Source organism: Geotalea uraniireducens Rf4 (genome assembly GCF_000016745.1).
GTDB classification, from domain to species: domain Bacteria; phylum Desulfobacterota; class Desulfuromonadia; order Geobacterales; family Geobacteraceae; genus Geotalea; species Geotalea uraniireducens.
Window position 1 is genome coordinate 140456 of sequence record NC_009483.1, and the last position, 16561, is coordinate 157016.

At 55.9% G+C, this 16561-nt stretch carries 15 protein-coding genes; 7 read left to right on the plus strand and 8 right to left on the minus strand.

What is annotated here, in order from left to right; genetic code table 11:
- Positions 1–113 precede the first annotated feature (113 nt).
- The 6 genes from GURA_RS00510 (at position 114) to GURA_RS00535 (ending at position 4769) form a co-directional block, all read left to right on the plus strand.
- The gene (locus GURA_RS00510; protein ID WP_011937046.1) at positions 114–893 is read left to right on the plus strand and encodes a hypothetical protein; all 780 of its coding nucleotides are present in this window, start codon (positions 114–116) and stop codon (positions 891–893) included.
- Between the two features lie 188 nt (positions 894–1081).
- Positions 1082–1459, plus strand: a complete 378-nt coding sequence (locus GURA_RS22540) for a hypothetical protein (protein WP_011937047.1) — start codon at positions 1082–1084, stop codon at positions 1457–1459.
- Positions 1460–1518: 59 nt separating this feature from the next.
- Positions 1519–1947, plus strand: coding sequence for a hypothetical protein (locus GURA_RS00520; RefSeq protein WP_157046098.1), 429 nt, complete (start codon positions 1519–1521; stop codon positions 1945–1947).
- An 82-nt stretch (positions 1948–2029) separates the two neighbouring features.
- A complete protein-coding gene (locus tag GURA_RS00525) occupies positions 2030–2485 on the plus strand; it encodes an ankyrin repeat domain-containing protein (RefSeq protein ID WP_011937049.1) in 456 nt (151 codons plus the stop codon).
- Between the two features lie 127 nt (positions 2486–2612).
- Positions 2613–3461 (plus strand): tetratricopeptide repeat protein, encoded by an 849-nt coding sequence (locus GURA_RS00530; protein WP_041245193.1) that lies wholly within the window; start codon positions 2613–2615, stop codon positions 3459–3461.
- A 126-nt stretch (positions 3462–3587) separates the two neighbouring features.
- On the plus strand, positions 3588–4769 hold the full coding sequence (locus GURA_RS00535) for an IS256 family transposase (protein WP_011937051.1): 1182 nt from the start codon (positions 3588–3590) through the stop codon (positions 4767–4769).
- Here GURA_RS00535 and GURA_RS00540 read toward each other — a convergent pair.
- Positions 4735–5976 (minus strand): ISL3-like element ISGur7 family transposase, encoded by a 1242-nt coding sequence (locus GURA_RS00540; RefSeq protein ID WP_011937052.1) that lies wholly within the window; start codon positions 5974–5976, stop codon positions 4735–4737. The two genes, GURA_RS00535 and GURA_RS00540, sit on opposite strands and share 35 nt — an antisense overlap.
- Before the next feature lie 305 nt (positions 5977–6281).
- Here GURA_RS00540 and GURA_RS00545 point away from each other — a divergent pair, with 305 nt between their 5' ends.
- The gene (locus GURA_RS00545; RefSeq protein WP_011937053.1) at positions 6282–7496 is read left to right on the plus strand and encodes an IS256 family transposase; all 1215 of its coding nucleotides are present in this window, start codon (positions 6282–6284) and stop codon (positions 7494–7496) included.
- Between the two features lie 81 nt (positions 7497–7577).
- On the opposite strand, the gene GURA_RS00550 is transcribed toward GURA_RS00545, so the two are convergent.
- The 7 genes from GURA_RS00550 to GURA_RS00580 form a co-directional block, all read right to left on the minus strand.
- The gene (locus GURA_RS00550) at positions 7578–7856 is read right to left on the minus strand and encodes a hypothetical protein (protein ID WP_011937054.1); all 279 of its coding nucleotides are present in this window, start codon (positions 7854–7856) and stop codon (positions 7578–7580) included.
- Positions 7857–7971: 115 nt separating this feature from the next.
- Positions 7972–9336 carry a hypothetical protein gene (locus GURA_RS00555; protein WP_011937055.1) on the minus strand — a complete coding sequence of 455 codons (1365 nt, stop codon included), beginning with the start codon at positions 9334–9336 and terminating at the stop codon, positions 7972–7974.
- 220 nt (positions 9337–9556) lie between these two features.
- Positions 9557–12571, minus strand: a complete 3015-nt coding sequence (locus tag GURA_RS00560; protein WP_011937056.1) for an NAD-glutamate dehydrogenase domain-containing protein — start codon at positions 12569–12571, stop codon at positions 9557–9559.
- Between the two features lie 17 nt (positions 12572–12588).
- Entirely contained in the window at positions 12589–14043 is a 1455-nt protein-coding gene (gene gabD, locus GURA_RS00565; protein ID WP_011937057.1) for an NADP-dependent succinate-semialdehyde dehydrogenase, read from the minus strand.
- 104 nt (positions 14044–14147) lie between these two features.
- Complete coding sequence (locus GURA_RS00570; RefSeq protein ID WP_011937058.1) at positions 14148–14858, minus strand: ABC transporter ATP-binding protein; 711 nt, start codon at positions 14856–14858, stop codon at positions 14148–14150.
- Entirely contained in the window at positions 14855–15580 is a 726-nt protein-coding gene (locus GURA_RS00575; RefSeq protein ID WP_011937059.1) for an ABC transporter ATP-binding protein, read from the minus strand. Before GURA_RS00575 ends, GURA_RS00570 begins: the two co-directional genes overlap by 4 nt.
- A 2-nt stretch (positions 15581–15582) precedes the next feature.
- A complete protein-coding gene (locus tag GURA_RS00580) occupies positions 15583–16560 on the minus strand; it encodes a branched-chain amino acid ABC transporter permease (protein ID WP_011937060.1) in 978 nt (325 codons plus the stop codon).
- Position 16561 lies beyond the last annotated feature (1 nt).

A 16561-nucleotide genomic window follows, 5' to 3' on the forward strand; every position in this document is an offset into this window, starting at 1 on the left:
ATTTCAGCGTTACGTAAAAAATAATAAAATGCACTACTCCGGGAACTTTTTCCCCGTCCCCCTTGTCTAACCATGCAAAGAGGCGAAATGCCGAAAGCGACAAGGAGGGACGCATGAGAACAGTGGTGCTTTTAATGATTTTGCTGGGGGTTGCAGCCGGCGCATGGGCCGGCAGTGTTGGCGATGCAGTCGAGGTGCGGATCATATCCGACAACGGGAGCGAGCTTCCCTTCTACCCCGTGTCAGGACGATCGCTCAACCGGAAGGTGTATGCGGAGGCGATCAAGGGGGACCAGTACGGCATAGTGGTGCGCAACCGGCTGAACCGGCGGGTCGGCATCGTGGTGGCCGTGGACGGCAGGAACATCATCACGGGGAAGAAATCGTGGCTCAGGAACGACGAGCGGATGTACATCCTCGAACCGTACGCCGAGGGGGAGTTCAAGGGATGGCGCACCGGCGACGACCGGATCAACCGCTTTTACTTCACCACTGCCGCCGATTCCTATGCCGCGGCCTTCAATGATGCATCTGCCATGGGGGTGATCGCCGTTGCCGTCTACCCCGAGGTGCAGCGCTACGACCCGCCGGTGGAAATATACCGGGGCGCCTCCAGGTCGCCTCTACCCGCACCGTCGGTGCAGAAAAAAGCCATGGCCTCCGACAGGAGCAGCGAAAGCGCCGGCACCGGCTACGGCCGGGAGGAATACTCCCCGGTGCGGACAGTGGCCTTCGAACCCGAGCGTGCGGCACTGGAAAAAATCTACGTCAAGTACGAATGGCGCGAAACCCTCTGCCGCAAGGGGATTGTCGCCTGCAGGAAGCGCCTGCCACGGCCGCATAACCGCATGTGGGACGACGATGGCTACGCTGCACCGCCACCGAGGAGTTGATGAGAGGACGCCCGTAGAACTTCACAACAACAACGACGCTAGTACACTGTAACATCTGAATCTAACCCCCCTCAGTCCCCCCTTACCTAAGGGGGGAAGCCTTGAAGTCTCCCCTTAGATAAGGGGAGATTTAGAGGGGTTATCCGCAAAAATAAGTGTTACATGGTACTAGCAACAGGGAGGGACGAATGAACGCATTAATACGGATTCAAAACTGGCTGGTTGTGACGATCACATGTCTGGCATTGGCGGGGCCGGCGTTTGGCCTCGATAGAACCGCTGCCCCTGATGTCAGCCCTGAAAAAGCCGATGGGGATTGCGCCAAGGATGAAATCAGCGTGAAGGGGACGGTCGAGCATGTAGAACTCGAAGGGGGTTTCTGGGGAATTATCGGGGATGACGGCAAGCGCTATGATGTCGTCAATCTGACGAAGGAATTCCAGAAACAGGGGCTCAGGGTCAAGTTTGTCGGGAGATTACGCCCCGGCCGGGTCTCTTTCCACATGTGGGGTGTTATTGTCGAGGTCATCTCGATTGAAAAACTTGGGGACACGAAGAACAAATGAGAGTAGCAGGGCTGAAACTGAAAATTATGCAATCAATCAGGATACCGGGGGACGAACGGATGTCGAATCGAATAGTGATGTTTTTCTTGATAATGTGTGTGGCTGCCCTGGCATGCGGCAAGGTTCAGGTCGCCTGCGCCCAGTGGACGGGCCCGCCCATCATACCCCAGCAGCCGCGATTCCAGCCGCCGCAACCACAGCAGATACAGACCCTGCCGAATAATTACCTGCAACCGGCGCTGAAGGACCTTCCGTCGGCACCCCAAGTTGTTAACGGGAACTCCGGGACCGCCGGCGGGAGCGATAATCCGGCGGTCGAGCCGGCCAGGACAGAACCCCGCCCGACGTCGGCCCCTGTCAAAGAACCGGTTCCGCCACCTGTCGAAAAACCGGTCTCGGCGCCCGAGCCGTCGAATTCGAAAACGCCCTGGCTTCTCGCCGCCGGGGTGGTGGTCGCAGCCTTTCTCATCGGACGCCGAACGCGGTAGTGCAGAACCGTCATGACAAAAATAGCTGCGTTGGGAGAATCAGGAGAAATCGGACGAATTTTTTGGAAAGGAGACTGTTTAAATGACGAGAGCTATCCGGCGTCTTATCTTGGCATTACCGTTATATCTGCTAGTTGCGTCAGGCGCCGCTGCGGGTGAGCTTGAGGATGAGCTCATTAAAACGGCTGAGGGGGGCCAAGCGGATGTTGTGCGGGTCGCGATGGAAAAAGGTGCGGACGTAAATGCCCAGGACATTTTCGGCCTTACGGCATTGATGCGGGCCGCCATGCATGGCCACACGGACATTGTGCGTACCTTGCTTGAAAAGGGTGCGGATGTAAATGCGAAAAACTTTGTGGATACGACGGCCTTGATGCATGCGGCCGGAAGCGGCCACACGGATATTGTGCGTGTCTTGCTTGACAAAGGCGCGGATGTAAATGCAACGAACGCTATCGGCATGACGGCGTTGAGCATTGCAGATGAAAACGGCAAAGACGATATTGTGCATATTCTTAAAGGAGCGGGGGCAAAATAGTCCGCAAGAGTTACACGCCCCTGGCCTTGGCTGGCGGATTGTTCTTGCGGTCGATTCCCCGGCTCCTCTGACCGGCATGATGTATCCGTTTGCATTTACAGAATAGAGAAAAGAAAGGAACCGAGCAATGAGAGCAATATTCCTGATCTGCCTGGTAATTGTCGCGATCTCGTCCTCCCCATGCATGGGGGGAACCGTCCTGGGAAATTCCACTGCCTCCCTTGCGGGAACCAACCCATCCCCGCTGTCCCCGTCTGTTCCATCGAAGATCACCCGGGTTGGCATGCTTTGCCCCACCGAAAATGAAGCGGCCAGGCAACAGTACAACAATGCCCTGGAACTGCAACAGGAAGGGAGGCTTCGCGATGCAAGGGAAGCATACCAGAAGGCTGTCGAGCAAGATTCCCGGTACTGCGATGCAATGGACAACCTGGGGCAGATGCTGCGGACGGAAGGTGATGTAAAACAGGCGATCTACTGGTACGAACGCTCACTTGCGGTAAAGCCTGACAACGCCGTTGCCCACCAGAATCTCGCTGTCGCGTATAATGTTCAGGGCGACCAGAACAAGTCACAGTCGGAATATCTGTGGCTCATAAAAAATGACTCCACTAACCCGGAAGGCTACTACGGGCTGGGTGCGATCCTCCTCGGTTCCGGGCAGACGGATGCAGCAATTGAAAAACTGGCGCTTGCCGAAAAGATCTATCGGGAAAATGGTTCGTCATTGGCCATGGATGCCCAGTATCTGCTGGGAGTAGCCTATTTCAACAAGCAGGATTACAAGAGGTCCCGGGAATATCTGGCGCTTTCCTATGCCCAAAAGCAAGATGACCCGAATGTCAATTATCTCCTCGGTCTTTGTTACCTCGACCCGTCGACAGGGGATAAAAAACAAGCCTCTGAATTTTTACTGAAAGCCGGGAAGTTGGGCGTACAGGTCCCGCCGGACGTATTGCAGCAGTTGGGCAAGTGACCTTCTCATTCGAAGGTATGAGGGGATAAAGACGGGGAGGGGATGCCCTCCCCGCCTCAAGAGGGTGTAAAAAGGTTTGTGTAAATGGTCATTAGGGGGTACACCAAGTTACCCTAAGGAGATCACATGACTATTAACACCGACGTAATCGACGATCTACTCAAACATTATAAGACCCCCGAAGAGATTCTAGGGGAAAACGGGCTGCTGAAGCAGTTGACCAAGGCTGTTCTTCAGCGGGCGCTCCAGGCTGAAATGACACTGCACCTCGGCCACGAGAAGCATGCTTCCGTTTCCGCCAAAGGTGGCAATGCACGCAATGGCTCGTCGGCAAAGACCATCAAAGGCGATTTTGGCACCATGCCGATTGAGGTCCCTCGTGACCGGGATAGCAGCTTTGAACCAGTCATCATTCCCAAAGGCCAAACCCGGTTCGCCGAGTTCGATGATAAGATTATCTCCCTGTACTCCCGCGGGCTTACCACTCGTGAGATCCAGGGACACTTGGAGGAAATCTACGGTGTTGAAGTATCCCCCGCTCTGATTTCAATAGTGACTGAAGCAGTAGCTGAAGAGGTCAAAGCTTGGCAGAACCGCCCGTTGGATGCGCTTTATCCCATCGTTTACATGGATGCCATCAGGGTCAAAGCCAGAGGCAATGGCCATGTTGTGAACAAGGCTGTCTATCTGGCCATCGGCATCAACATAGACGGTGCCAAGGAAGTTCTGGGAATGTGGGTCTCCGAAAACGAAGGAGCCAAGTTCTGGTTGCAGGTTGTGACCGAACTTAAGAACCGTGGTGTCCAGGACATCTTCATTGCCTGCGTTGACGGCCTGAAGGGGTTCCCTGAGGCCATAGAAATAGTTTATCCCAACACTCAAGTCCAACTTTGCATCGTCCATATGGTACGCAATTCCTTGAAGTTCGTTTCGTGGAAACAACGCAAAGAAGTTGCGACAGATTTGAAGGTTATCTACCAGTCAGCGACCGCTGAGCAGGCCGAAATGGAACTGACAGCATTTGAGGCAAAATGGGACAAAACACACCCGACGATCAGCCAGTCCTGGCGCCGGAACTGGGCGCAAGTTATACCATTTTTTGCCTATCCAGCTGATATACGAAAGGTTATTTACACAACCAATGCCATTGAATCACTGAATATGTCACTCAGAAAGGTGACCAAAAACCGGGGCTCGTTTCCCAATGATGAGGCAATGTTCAAGTTACTATACCTGGCGCTGAGAAACATCGCGAAGAAGGCTCTGCAACGAATCAAGTGGGTAGAGGGAATAGCGACTTTAGGTTGAGCTTGCCTGCAACCAGATAAGCCATGCAGATCAAGTTGTCAGGATTCCGATAGCCTCGTGCCCGAGTTTTGGCTGATTGAATTAGGCTGTTGATGCCCTCAATGAAGCCGCTAGTCAGGCCGCTTTCAAAATGTGCCAGAATGCCATCCCAATGCTCTTTTACAGATTCGGCCATGTTCTTGATGAGTTGGATTGAGCTTGCGGCGGCTTTCCGATGCCATTTGGTCAACAGGGTTTCTGCCTCCGTTCGGCTTGAAGCAAAATAGACGTTCTGAAGGTTCAGCTTGTGCATGTAAGCTTCCGTACTCCTTAAGCTTTGACTGGTGATAATGGCATCCAGGCGCTGTTCCTCTTCCGGTGTCAGGTTCTCTGGATTTTTGAGGAACAGGTTTCTGCTCTTTTTCAGGATTTCAGGAAATAACCTGGCTTCTTGAGCCCTTATCTTACTAAGCTTATCGTTCATAAGCTTGATGACGTGGAATTTATCGAAGGTGACCACGGCATGGGGCAACTGCTCTTTGACACCCTTTATGAATGCCTTGGACATGTCAATAGCAGCGTCTGTGATGCTATCAGGATCGCCGCCATGTGACTTAAGGTCCGCGACGAAGCTCTTGACTGTTTCGTTGTCCTTTCCCGTCGTGCCGAACAAGAGCTTATGCATGTCGAGGTCGAAGAAGAAGGTGACGAATTTCTCGTCATGACTGCGCCCGGCAAAGGTTTCATCCGCACCGACCCTCTTCACCTCGGAGAAGTCTTCTGCGGCCCTTGCCTTCTCGACATAGGATTGAATCAACCGCCATAGACGGGTATCGGTAACGGCAAACAGCCTGCTCATGACCTTCACCGGCAAATCACGAGCCATGGTCATGGCCAGGGCCTCAAACAGCAGCGTAAATCCTGAGCCTGCGCGAGCCCAGGGTACCTGGACCAACTTCACGCCGCAGTCGCTGTTAGGGCACTTTACCCGTGGAACACGCGCATGAAGGTAGGCTTCGTACTGGAAGAAATTCAGATGCCGCCACTCTTTCTCCGTGGTGTCATGGACTGGTGACAACGTTCCGCAGACCGGACAGGGAAAGGTGGCTCCCCGCTGGAAGTCGATGGTTATGTCCAAACGACTTGACTTCTTGTTGAAGTCAACAGAGGTAACCTTCCACGGGATGGCAATTCCAAGAGCAGCACCAAAAAGATCTTCAGGATTCATAGCGATTACTAACCTCCAGGCTGAGTGATGGTGGCCTATCTTACATCAACCCGGCCCAGGCTACCCACTCAATTCGTCGAGGAGCCGCGAAGAAATGGACCCTGCCGATCAGAGACTGGAAAGCTGCCATGAACCGCTTTTCCATTCTTTTTGAAGACAGAATGCCAAGCTATTAAAAACAGGGAACCAAAACCATTTACACAAAACTATTGACAGGCCCCGCCTCAATCCTCGCCGCCGAGGGTGTAAAAAGGTTTGTGTAAATGGTCATTAGGGGGTACACCAAGTTACCCTAAGGAGATCACATGACTATTAACACCGACGTAATCGACGATCTACTCAAACATTATAAGACCCCCGAAGAGATTCTAGGGGAAAACGGGCTGCTGAAGCAGTTGACCAAGGCTGTTCTTCAGCGGGCGCTCCAGGCTGAAATGACACTGCACCTCGGCCACGAGAAGCATGCTTCCGTTTCCGCCAAAGGTGGCAATGCACGCAATGGCTCGTCGGCAAAGACCATCAAAGGCGATTTTGGCACCATGCCGATTGAGGTCCCTCGTGACCGGGATAGCAGCTTTGAACCAGTCATCATTCCCAAAGGCCAAACCCGGTTCGCCGAGTTCGATGATAAGATTATCTCCCTGTACTCCCGCGGGCTTACCACTCGTGAGATCCAGGGACACTTGGAGGAAATCTACGGTGTTGAAGTATCCCCCGCTCTGATTTCAATAGTGACTGAAGCAGTAGCTGAAGAGGTCAAAGCTTGGCAGAACCGCCCGTTGGATGCGCTTTATCCCATCGTTTACATGGATGCCATCAGGGTCAAAGCCAGAGGCAATGGCCATGTTGTGAACAAGGCTGTCTATCTGGCCATCGGCATCAACATAGACGGTGCCAAGGAAGTTCTGGGAATGTGGGTCTCCGAAAACGAAGGAGCCAAGTTCTGGTTGCAGGTTGTGACCGAACTTAAGAACCGTGGTGTCCAGGACATCTTCATTGCCTGCGTTGACGGCCTGAAGGGGTTCCCTGAGGCCATAGAAATAGTTTATCCCAACACTCAAGTCCAACTTTGCATCGTCCATATGGTACGCAATTCCTTGAAGTTCGTTTCGTGGAAACAACGCAAAGAAGTTGCGACAGATTTGAAGGTTATCTACCAGTCAGCGACCGCTGAGCAGGCCGAAATGGAACTGACAGCATTTGAGGCAAAATGGGACAAAACACACCCGACGATCAGCCAGTCCTGGCGCCGGAACTGGGCGCAAGTTATACCATTTTTTGCCTATCCAGCTGATATACGAAAGGTTATTTACACAACCAATGCCATTGAATCACTGAATATGTCACTCAGAAAGGTGACCAAAAACCGGGGCTCGTTTCCCAATGATGAGGCAATGTTCAAGTTACTATACCTGGCGCTGAGAAACATCGCGAAGAAATGGACCCTGCCGATCAGAGACTGGAAAGCTGCCATGAACCGCTTTTCCATTCTTTTTGAAGACAGAATGCCAAGCTATTAAAAACAGGGAACCAAAACCATTTACACAAAACTATTGACAGGCCCTCGCCGCCTTGATTTCATCCTTGATTTGAAATCGGAATTACTTGTGACCCTTGAGCAAATCATCGAGCAAGTCGTTTGCTTCCTTCAGCTTTTGCTCCAGTTTCCTGATCTCTTCATCCGTATAAACTCTTTTTCCTTTTTTAATCTCTTTATTCAGTTTTCCGATCTTCTGCTGGATGCTGTCCACTTCGTCAGTGCAGCCTTTGGAAGCAAGGAGACACTGGTTTTTTTCTTCTTTCGTCATATCGGCGGCGAATGCCGGTAATGCTGCCGACATGACGAATGCCGCCATGATTGCTATCCCTATCCTTTTCATGGAATATTCCTCCGATTAGATTGGTTTCTTAAGATTCAATCGCACATTCGGCACATGTCAATCCCGGCAGACCGGAAGAGTCGATCTCCTCCGGCCCGCCGTCCGGTTTTGACAATCAGAATGCGTAAACCATCATGATACGTGTCGTATAGGGGTTGTCCGGGTCTGCGCCGTTTTTGGCAACTCCTTTGAAATAGTCGCCGAGGAATATGTAGCCGCCCTGTAGCCTTGCGGTCAGGTTGTCGAAGAGCTTGTAGCCGATTTCGGCGTTGATCTCGGTGCCGAGGTAGTTGCTGGAATTTTTGACCCCGGTATTCAGGTTGGTCGGCTTGTTGGCATTTTCCTTTGCCACGGCGGCAAAACCGGCATAAGCGTCGGCGAACAGCTTGTCGGTGATCGCCACATCATAACCGATAGAGCCGAAGATCACCCCCTGGTCCTTGTTGTTGATGGTGTAAACAATGGCGTTATCCGTGGTTCCGGCAAACTTGTCCTTTCTCAGCATCCGCATCTCGGATTCATAGTCATGCTCAGCGCCGCTATCGATATCCTCAACGGCCTGGAAGGCATTGCTGGTGCTTCTGGAGGTGCTCTTCTCACCTGAAGCATAGAGAAACGAGGTCTTGATGCTGCCGGGACCAACCTTGGCCCTGGCTGCAACGCTGCCGGCAAAGGCGTTCAGGTGCCTTTGAGTCCCGGGCCCCTCCAGGTTGCCGAACTGGTAGAGCAGAAATCCCTCGACAGAGGCGATTCCCATGGTGGCTGCCGCGTTGACGCCGAGGGTATGGGCGATCTCCTTGGTAATGGCGCGAATGGCGTTAGTGCCCCCCACATCATCGTTCAGCAGATAATAGGAGCCCCCCAGGACCATGTCCTTGTTCACCTGGTATTTGCCGTCCAGGATGAGCAGGTCGCGGGCCTCTTTTCCGGCTATCGATCCCTTGTCGTCAAAACGGAACCATCCCAGTGCGAGGGAGGTATTGTTCATCCTGGAAGAAGCCAGCACACCGGCCATGTCCGCATCGACGAAGATGCCGTTATAGGCATCCTCCCAGGGTTGCATGCCGACTTTCATATTTACCGGCGTTGCCGGGATATTGAAGTCCAGGTAGATACTCTTTGTTTCGAGATTCACCTCGTCGGCCCCGAGGGCGCCGCCTTTGTTTCTGGCCACACCGTATGAGGCATCGCCAAATCGGGAGTCGATCTCGAAGTGGGTGACCAGCTTCAGGTCATCGTTGGCCTTGGCCATATACTTGAGCCTGGCTCGTTGTTCCACGTAACTGTTGGTCGGGGCTTTGCTGTCTTTGCCCGCGGGCTCATAGAACTCGCCCGGCGAGCCGTTGTTGAAGTTGGAGATGAAACCCTTCACCCTGTACATGCCATGAAATTCATTCTCCAGGGCCATTGCCGGTAATGCCATGGTGGCGGTTATGGCCCCGGCGGCAAGTACTGCCGCTACCTTATGCTTGAAACACATTTTCTGCCTCCTTTTAATCGATGCCAGTTGCCGATGCTCTTCATTCCCACCCGAATAAAGGGCAGATCGGCATATAGAGGGCGGCAGCAAGGGTGGCTGCTGCAGCGCAACTGTGTTCTTCCTGCCTGTCTTCGGCCTTGCCAATTCCAAATCAAGGCGCTATCTTCGTTGGTTCGTTTCAGTGCGACATCAAGACCGGGACGGTCATGTGCCATCATGTTTAAATGTTCGCGATAGTGACCGGGATGGAAAAATTCCTGGTCAGGTGCCCCTTGAGCATTTCCTCGAAGTCCGCCTCGCGGTCGCCGCAGTAGACCAGGGATGAGGCGATTTCAGCCGCGAGAACGGCGTACTGGTACTTTGCCGGCAGCTTGTCGAGCCGCCGGCGATACTTGTCCTCGTCCCGGAGCAGCAGCGGCAGATGGGCCAGAATAGCTTGGCGAAACAACGGCTCTACGCAAAGGTGGGGGCGCCGTTGGAAGAAGTTGAATAATCTGGCGTAATGGGCGTTGATCTCCAGGCTGATTGCGTCCGAAATCTCGGTATAGAGAAGGTTGCAGCCCGGTTCACGGTGGCGCCGGAAGATCAGCCGCGCCTCATCCTCTGCCCGCTTTTCGAGGATTTCGATGACATCGGCCACATAGCGCTCCTTGAGGGAAAGAAACTCATCTTCGCTCAAGAGCAGATTGGCGATGATCTCGTAGGATGAGGAAATCACCCCGCACTTGTTGGCGGAGGCGTCGCGCATGATGACGATTCCCCGTCTCTGCATCTGGATGCGGGCCTCCGGGGTAATGAACGAATTGGCCCCTTCCACGATGGCCCGGGTGGTGGGGGTGCCGTCCTCCCGGAACAACCGGTGCCAGTTGTGCTTGTCGATGGTTTCCGGCCTGCCGCCGGCGGGTATGAACAGGTCGGTGGGTACGGAGAAGAGGAGATTGCCGAATTCCCGGTGGAACTCGTCCATGGTCACCCATTGCTCTTCGGTCCCGGCCCCGGTGCTGACTACCCGTTTGAACAGTTCACGCAGCCCGTCGGTGCGGTGCTGCCGGCGATACAGTATGAATCCGCCGGGGTGAAGCCTGGTCGGGTCGAAGGCATCCAGATCGTCTTTAAGCAGGATCCGTTGCAGTTCCTCCCGCTGCACACCTTCCGGGTCAAAAATGGCTCCGCTGCCGTCCAGCATGAGCTTGATCCTGACCTGCGGACATTGTTCCAGCAGAATGCACATGGCGTTGCCTGCTACGTCGCCGTTGGGTCCGCCGGTGAACTTGACCGAAAAAGGGTCTCTTCTGATGTCGATGCCCAACTCCTGCATGGTGATCTCGGCGAACTTCACCACCCCTGTCGAGGTGACCCCGTACTCCTTGTGGTTGATGCCGACCTTTTTGCTGGAAATGATGCCTATCCCCAGGATATAGCCGCGCTTCAGCGATTGGCGGGCGATCATCTCGATCATGACATCGTGCATGTTTTCGTCGGGTCCGAGCTCGATCGGCTCATCCTCCCGGTAGTAGTCCACCACGCGCTGGTCCCGTGCCGTGCCCCCTTCGGTGACGAAGATATCGAGGAAGGCATTGAGAAAGCCGAACTGGAGCTTGTACAGCCGCTGCGTCAACAGGTCCTGATCCTCCAGGTTGGCGGCATCGAGGACCACCACCATCTTCGACCCTCCTTCGTAGATGTCCTTGTTTTTCAGGTGCTGGGTGTGGGCCAGCACGTACACCTCGCGGAACAGGGTGCTGGCGGAGGTTACATAGTCGTCACGGTTCCGGGTGATGATGGTGCGCCATCCCCCGCGGGCAATGTCGGAGAAGCCGATATGGTAGCCGGCGCCGTAGCGGCCGAAGAAGAAGGTAATCCTGAAGGGGACTTCCGTCGGCAGATCCGCGATGAATTCCGGGTTCAGTTCCGCGAGATAGGCGGGATCGAGGCGGAACGCCAGCGCATGCTTTTCCGGGACGTAGAAATTGGTCTTCAGGGTATTGCGAATGAAGGTGATGCAGCACCTGAAGATCGACCGGCGGATGTCGTCGATGTAACGGTGACCGGTGTTGTATTCCTCAATGAAGCGGGTCGTCTCCTCGAGCATCCGCCGGTAAAACTCATCCCGCCCCTCGATGCCCGGTTCGAATCGGGCGCGGAAGAGCGCTGACAGTTGCAGGGCGATATCGGGATGGGAATGAAAGGCCCGCATCACATCCTCATAGCCGAACGGATCCGGGTGATGGTGGGCGAGGTTGGTATGGCAGAAGGAGATGAACGCGTTGACCAGGGACCCCTCCTCGCCGGTCATCACTTGCCGCGTCACGAAGTCGCGATAGGTCGGTGAGGCTGTGGAAAGGATCTGGGTATTGTAAAGCTCCTTCTGCAGCCGGTCAAACAGCTCAGACCCCTTTGCCAGCGAACCGGCATCCCGTTTCCGCACATAAAAAGTGCCGAGAAAATAGGGGTGGACGCCATTGGAAATGGTCAGGCAGTAGGCCCGTTTTATTCCCAGGTTGAGGCGGTTGAACACCTCCATGATCTGTACCAGGAAATCCTTTTGCGGCGGGTTGCCGACGGCAAACATGACTCTCGTCTCGCCGCGCTCCGCCGGGCTCTCGGTCTCCTCCACATCCAGGTAGATACCACCCTGCCGGTTACCCTGCTGGTAGAGCCAGAGGATCTGGGCAACCCGCTTGGGGGGCGAGATACGGATGTAGCTTTCGCTGTTGAGCCAGAGGATACGCAGAAGCCCGTCCAGCTCCGCCAGGTCGAATTGCGGATAGCGGTTCTGCAGGGCTTCGATCACGCCGGCCCTGATTTCGGGGGGGATGGCCGCATCTGTAGCCCGGACGATCTCCTGGTGCTCCTTCCGGTCGAAATCGAACCTCTGGACTTCCAGTTCATGGGATAACCCCGGCACCGTCCCGTCGGAATGGGTAAACTGGGCATAGGAGATCTCCCGCTCCTGGAGGGTTCTCAGTGTATCGTAGAGCGAGCCGGGCAGGTTCAGGCGCGCCAGGATCAGGGTTTTTTCCCGGTCGGCCAGGATCAGCCGCTGGTTCCTGCCCAGGCTCTGGAGGCCCGCCGCAAGTGATGCAATGGCCTCAACCTCTTCCTGCATGGTAATGGAGAAATACGGGTCCATCTGTCCCTGAAGCCAGTCCAGATTATTCTCCGACCGGCCGCCGCCCTCTGTTATCTTCTCCTGAACCTTCTCGTACAGACTGTTTTCGGTCACGAAATGCATGTTCTCTCCCTTGCTGGTTAAATCCCACCCATGCAGAGGTACTTTATTTCGAGGAAGTCATCCACACCGTACTTGGAACCTTCGCGGCCGAAGCCGGATTCCTTCACCCCGCCGAAGGGGGCGACCGCCGTCGAGATCAGGCCGGTGTTGATGCCGACGATGCCGTATTCCACCGCTTCGGCAACGCGCCAAACCCGGCCGATATCGCGGCTGTAAAAATAGGCGGCGAGTCCGAATTCGGTGTCGTTGGCCATGCGGATCGCTTCCTCCTCGGTACTGAAACGGAACAGCGGTGCAACAGGTCCGAACGTTTCCTCGCGGGCAACGGCCATATCCCCGGTTACGTCGGCCAGAACCGTCGGCTGGAAAAACGACCGGCCCAGTTCGTGCCGTTTGCCGCCGCAGAGCACCCGCGCCCCCTTGGCTATCGCATCGGTGATGTGCTCTTCGACCTTCTCCACCGCCTTCAGGTCGATGAGCGGACCCTGCTGGGTTTCACCCTTCAGCCCATCCCCGACCTTGAGCTTCTCCACCGCTTCGACCAGTTTGGCGGCAAAGTCGTCATAGATGCCGTTCTGGACCAGGAAACGGTTGGTGCAGACGCAGGTCTGGCCGGTATTGCGGTACTTGGAGATGAGCGCCCCCTCCACTGCAGCATCCAGGTCGGCATCGTTGAAGACGATGAACGGCGCGTTCCCCCCGAGCTCCATGGCCAGCTTCTTCACCGTGCCGGCGCACTGCACCATCAGCAGCTTGCCGATCTCGGTCGAACCGGTAAAGGTGAGCTTGCGGACGATGGGATTGCCGGTCATCTCGCCGCCGATGGCCCCGGAGGCGCCGGTGACCACATTGAACACCCCGGCCGGAACCCCGGCCCGGGCCGCCAGTTCGGCCAGCGCCAGGGCGGAAAAAGGGGTCTGGGTGGCCGGCTTGACCACCATCGGACAGCCGACGGCCAGCGCCGGCCCTGCCTTGCGGGTAATCATGGCCGCGGGAAAGTTCCAGGGGGTAATCGCGGCACAGACGCCGATCGGTTCCTTGATGACCACGATCCGCTTGTCCGGCTGGTGCTGGGGGATGGTATCGCCGTAGACCCGCTTTCCCTCTTCGGCGAACCATTCCAGAAACGATGCGGCGTAGGTAATCTCGCCGCGCGCCTCGGCCAGGGGTTTTCCCTGCTCGGCGGTCATGAGCACGGCCAGGTCCTCCTGGTTTTCCAGCAACAGTTCGAACCACCGGCGCAGGACAGCCGACCGTTCCGCGGCGGTTTTGGCCCGCCAGGCGGGATACGCGGCATTGGCAGCTTCGATGGCGCGCCGCGTCTCGCTCGCGCCCATCTTCGGAATGGCGCCGATCGTTTCGCCGGTTGCCGGATTGGTGACCGCAATGGTCTCGCCGTTGTCGGCGTCAACCCACTGGCCGTTGATGTGACATTGCTCGCGGAAAAGGGTGGGATCTTTCAATGTAAACATGGAATGCTGCCTCCTGTGTGAGGTAATGAATTGCGTTGTTCAACGTAGGGGCGGACACGTCCGCCCAACGATCTCCAGCCGGTGAGGGCGCATGCCATGCGCCCCTACAGTCCCAGGTATGCCTCGCGGATGGTCTGGTCCGCCTCCAGCTCCTTGCCGGTTCCTTCCCCGACGATGCGGCCGTTCTCCATGACGTAGCAGTAATCGGTCACCTTCAGGGTCTGATGGACGTTCTGCTCCACGAGGAAAATGGTCAGCCCCTGGCGGTGCAGTTCCTGGATCACGTTGAACACCTCCCTGACCATGAGCGGGGCGAGGCCTAGACTCGGCTCGTCGAACATGATCACGTCCGGGTCCTGCATCAGTGCCCGGCCGATGGCGACCATCTGCTGCTCGCCGCCGGAAAGGGTTTCCGCCGTCTGGTTGCGCCGTTCCTCTAGTCTTGGGAAAATGGAGTAGACCTGTTTCAGGGTCTGCGCCCTCTTGCCGTGGGCCCGCTTGAGATACGCCCCCACCAGGAGGTTCTCCTCCACTGTCATCTTGGGAAAGAGCTGCCTTCCCTCCGGCACGAGGGTGATCCCCTGATCCACAACCTTGTGTACCGGCCAGCCGCTGATAACGCCGCCGTTATGCTCAATCCGCCCGGAAGCGAGCGGCGCCAGGCCGCAGATGGCCTTGAGGGTCGTGGTCTTGCCTGCCCCGTTGGCCCCGATCAGCGCCACCAGTTGCCCCTTCTTGACCGAAAACGAAATATCCCAAAGGGCCTGGATGTTGCCGTATTTTACTGAAATGGATGTAACGTCGAGTACTTTCATGCCGCGGCCTCTCCCAGATAGGCTTCAATAACCAGCGGGTTCTCAGCCACTTCGGCCGGTGTCCCCTCGGCTATTTTTTCACCGAAATTCAACACCACCAGGCGATCACTGATGTTCATGATGACCCGCATGATGTGTTCTACGATCAGGATCGTCATCCCCTCTGCCTTGAGCTTCAGGATCAGCTCGACCGTACGGTCGGCCTCGGTCGGATTCAACCCGGCCACGACCTCGTCGAGGAGCAGAAACGAAGGTTCCAGTGCCAGGGCCTTGCTGATCTCCAGGCGTTTGCGCCCTGCCAGGGTAAGTCCTGAAGCGGGAATCCCGGCGCGATCAGCCAGTCCGGTTGTTTCCAGAATCCGCCAGGCATGCTTTTCGGCGTCGGCAAGTTTCGGATGGCGCAGGAACGAGGCGATCACCACGTTTTCCAGCACGCTGAGGCCCGCGAAGGGCTTGACAACCTGGAAGGTACGGCCGATGCCGAGCTTGGCCAGATCATAGGGGGGCCTGCCGCTGATGTCCTGCCCCTTGAAGACGATCGAGCCGCTCGTCGGGGCGTAATAGCCGCTGATGACGTTGAAGAGGGTCGTTTTGCCTGCGCCGTTGGGGCCCAGGAGGCCGACTATTTCTCCCTCGTGAACCTGGCAGGTGACATTATTGACCGCCATCAACCCGCCGAAGCATTTCGTGACGGAATTTACTTTCAATAGAGGTTCAGCCATATTCATTTCCCTTCTTCTTGTGGCGCTTCGGTTTCGAGGTCTGTTTTCGTTTCCCGCTTGCCCGGCATGTAACGGCTCAGGAGGGTGCCCCAGAGGCCGTTGGGCATAAAGACGACACTGATTGCGATGAGAGCGCCGAGGATTATGAGATAAAGGAGCTGGTAGTCGGAGAGATAGGCCCAGAAGATGGTCTTGAAGGTAAAAATGAGCAGTGCGCCGATAACCGGCCCCAGCAGGGTTCCCATCCCGCCGAAGACGACCATGACCACGGCCTGGTCGCTCACCATGTCCCCCAGGGTGGAGGCGGGATCGATAAAGGTGATCCAGTATGCGTAGATTCCGCCCAGTATCCCGGTGGGAATCGCCGAGAGGATGAATGACTGCATCTTGAGTTTGGTGGGATTGAGTCCCAGGGCCTTGGCCCCCAGTTCATCCTCGCGGATGGCCTTCAGTTTCAGGCCGAAGGGCGCACACTCAAGAAGGAACCAAAGGAGGATGAAGGTCCCGCCGACGACGATGAGCATCAGGTAGTAAAAGAACTGGGGGTTGAGAAAGGCGGTAAGACGCATGCCGTCGGGTCCGCCCGTAATATCCATGGTCAGGGCCAACTGCTGGATGGCGCGGGACAGCGCCCAGGTGGCGATGGCGAAATATGGGCCTTTCAGGCGGAGCGTGGGGAATCCGGCGATCAGCGCCGCAATCCCTGCCACAACGCCACCTGCGGGGAGGGCAAGGGCAAACGGCAGGTGCGCCTGCATCATCAGGATGCCGATCGCATACGCCCCCATGCCGAAGAAGGCCCCGTGGCCGAAGTTCAGGTAGCCGGTGTAACCCGCAATGACGTCGAACGCAATGGCCAGGCCGACCCACATGATGGCTTCCGTAATGACCCGGAGGAAGAACGTGTCATGAATTACCAGTGGGAGGGCCAGCAGCAGGAGTACAAGCGGCAGAACCCATTTGATGCGTATACCTTTCATG

Bases quoted from the DNA above. Each gene is read 5' to 3' on its own strand.
- GURA_RS00510 (WP_011937046.1), top strand. From the start codon at position 114: ATGAGAACAGTGGTGCTTTTAATGATTTTGCTGGGGGTTGCAGCCGGC.
- GURA_RS22540 (WP_011937047.1), top strand. From the start codon at position 1,082: ATGAACGCATTAATACGGATTCAAAACTGGCTGGTTGTGACGATCACA.
- GURA_RS00520 (WP_157046098.1), top strand. From the start codon at position 1,519: ATGTCGAATCGAATAGTGATGTTTTTCTTGATAATGTGTGTGGCTGCC.
- GURA_RS00525 (WP_011937049.1), top strand. From the start codon at position 2,030: ATGACGAGAGCTATCCGGCGTCTTATCTTGGCATTACCGTTATATCTG.
- GURA_RS00530 (WP_041245193.1), top strand. From the start codon at position 2,613: ATGAGAGCAATATTCCTGATCTGCCTGGTAATTGTCGCGATCTCGTCC.
- GURA_RS00535 (WP_011937051.1), top strand. From the start codon at position 3,588: ATGACTATTAACACCGACGTAATCGACGATCTACTCAAACATTATAAG.
- GURA_RS00540 (WP_011937052.1), bottom strand. From the start codon at position 5,976: ATGAATCCTGAAGATCTTTTTGGTGCTGCTCTTGGAATTGCCATCCCG.
- GURA_RS00545 (WP_011937053.1), top strand. From the start codon at position 6,282: ATGACTATTAACACCGACGTAATCGACGATCTACTCAAACATTATAAG.
- GURA_RS00550 (WP_011937054.1), bottom strand. From the start codon at position 7,856: ATGAAAAGGATAGGGATAGCAATCATGGCGGCATTCGTCATGTCGGCA.
- GURA_RS00555 (WP_011937055.1), bottom strand. From the start codon at position 9,336: ATGTGTTTCAAGCATAAGGTAGCGGCAGTACTTGCCGCCGGGGCCATA.
- GURA_RS00560 (WP_011937056.1), bottom strand. From the start codon at position 12,571: ATGCATTTCGTGACCGAAAACAGTCTGTACGAGAAGGTTCAGGAGAAG.
- gabD (WP_011937057.1), bottom strand. From the start codon at position 14,043: ATGTTTACATTGAAAGATCCCACCCTTTTCCGCGAGCAATGTCACATC.
- GURA_RS00570 (WP_011937058.1), bottom strand. From the start codon at position 14,858: ATGAAAGTACTCGACGTTACATCCATTTCAGTAAAATACGGCAACATC.
- GURA_RS00575 (WP_011937059.1), bottom strand. From the start codon at position 15,580: ATGGCTGAACCTCTATTGAAAGTAAATTCCGTCACGAAATGCTTCGGC.
- GURA_RS00580 (WP_011937060.1), bottom strand. From the start codon at position 16,560: ATGAAAGGTATACGCATCAAATGGGTTCTGCCGCTTGTACTCCTGCTG.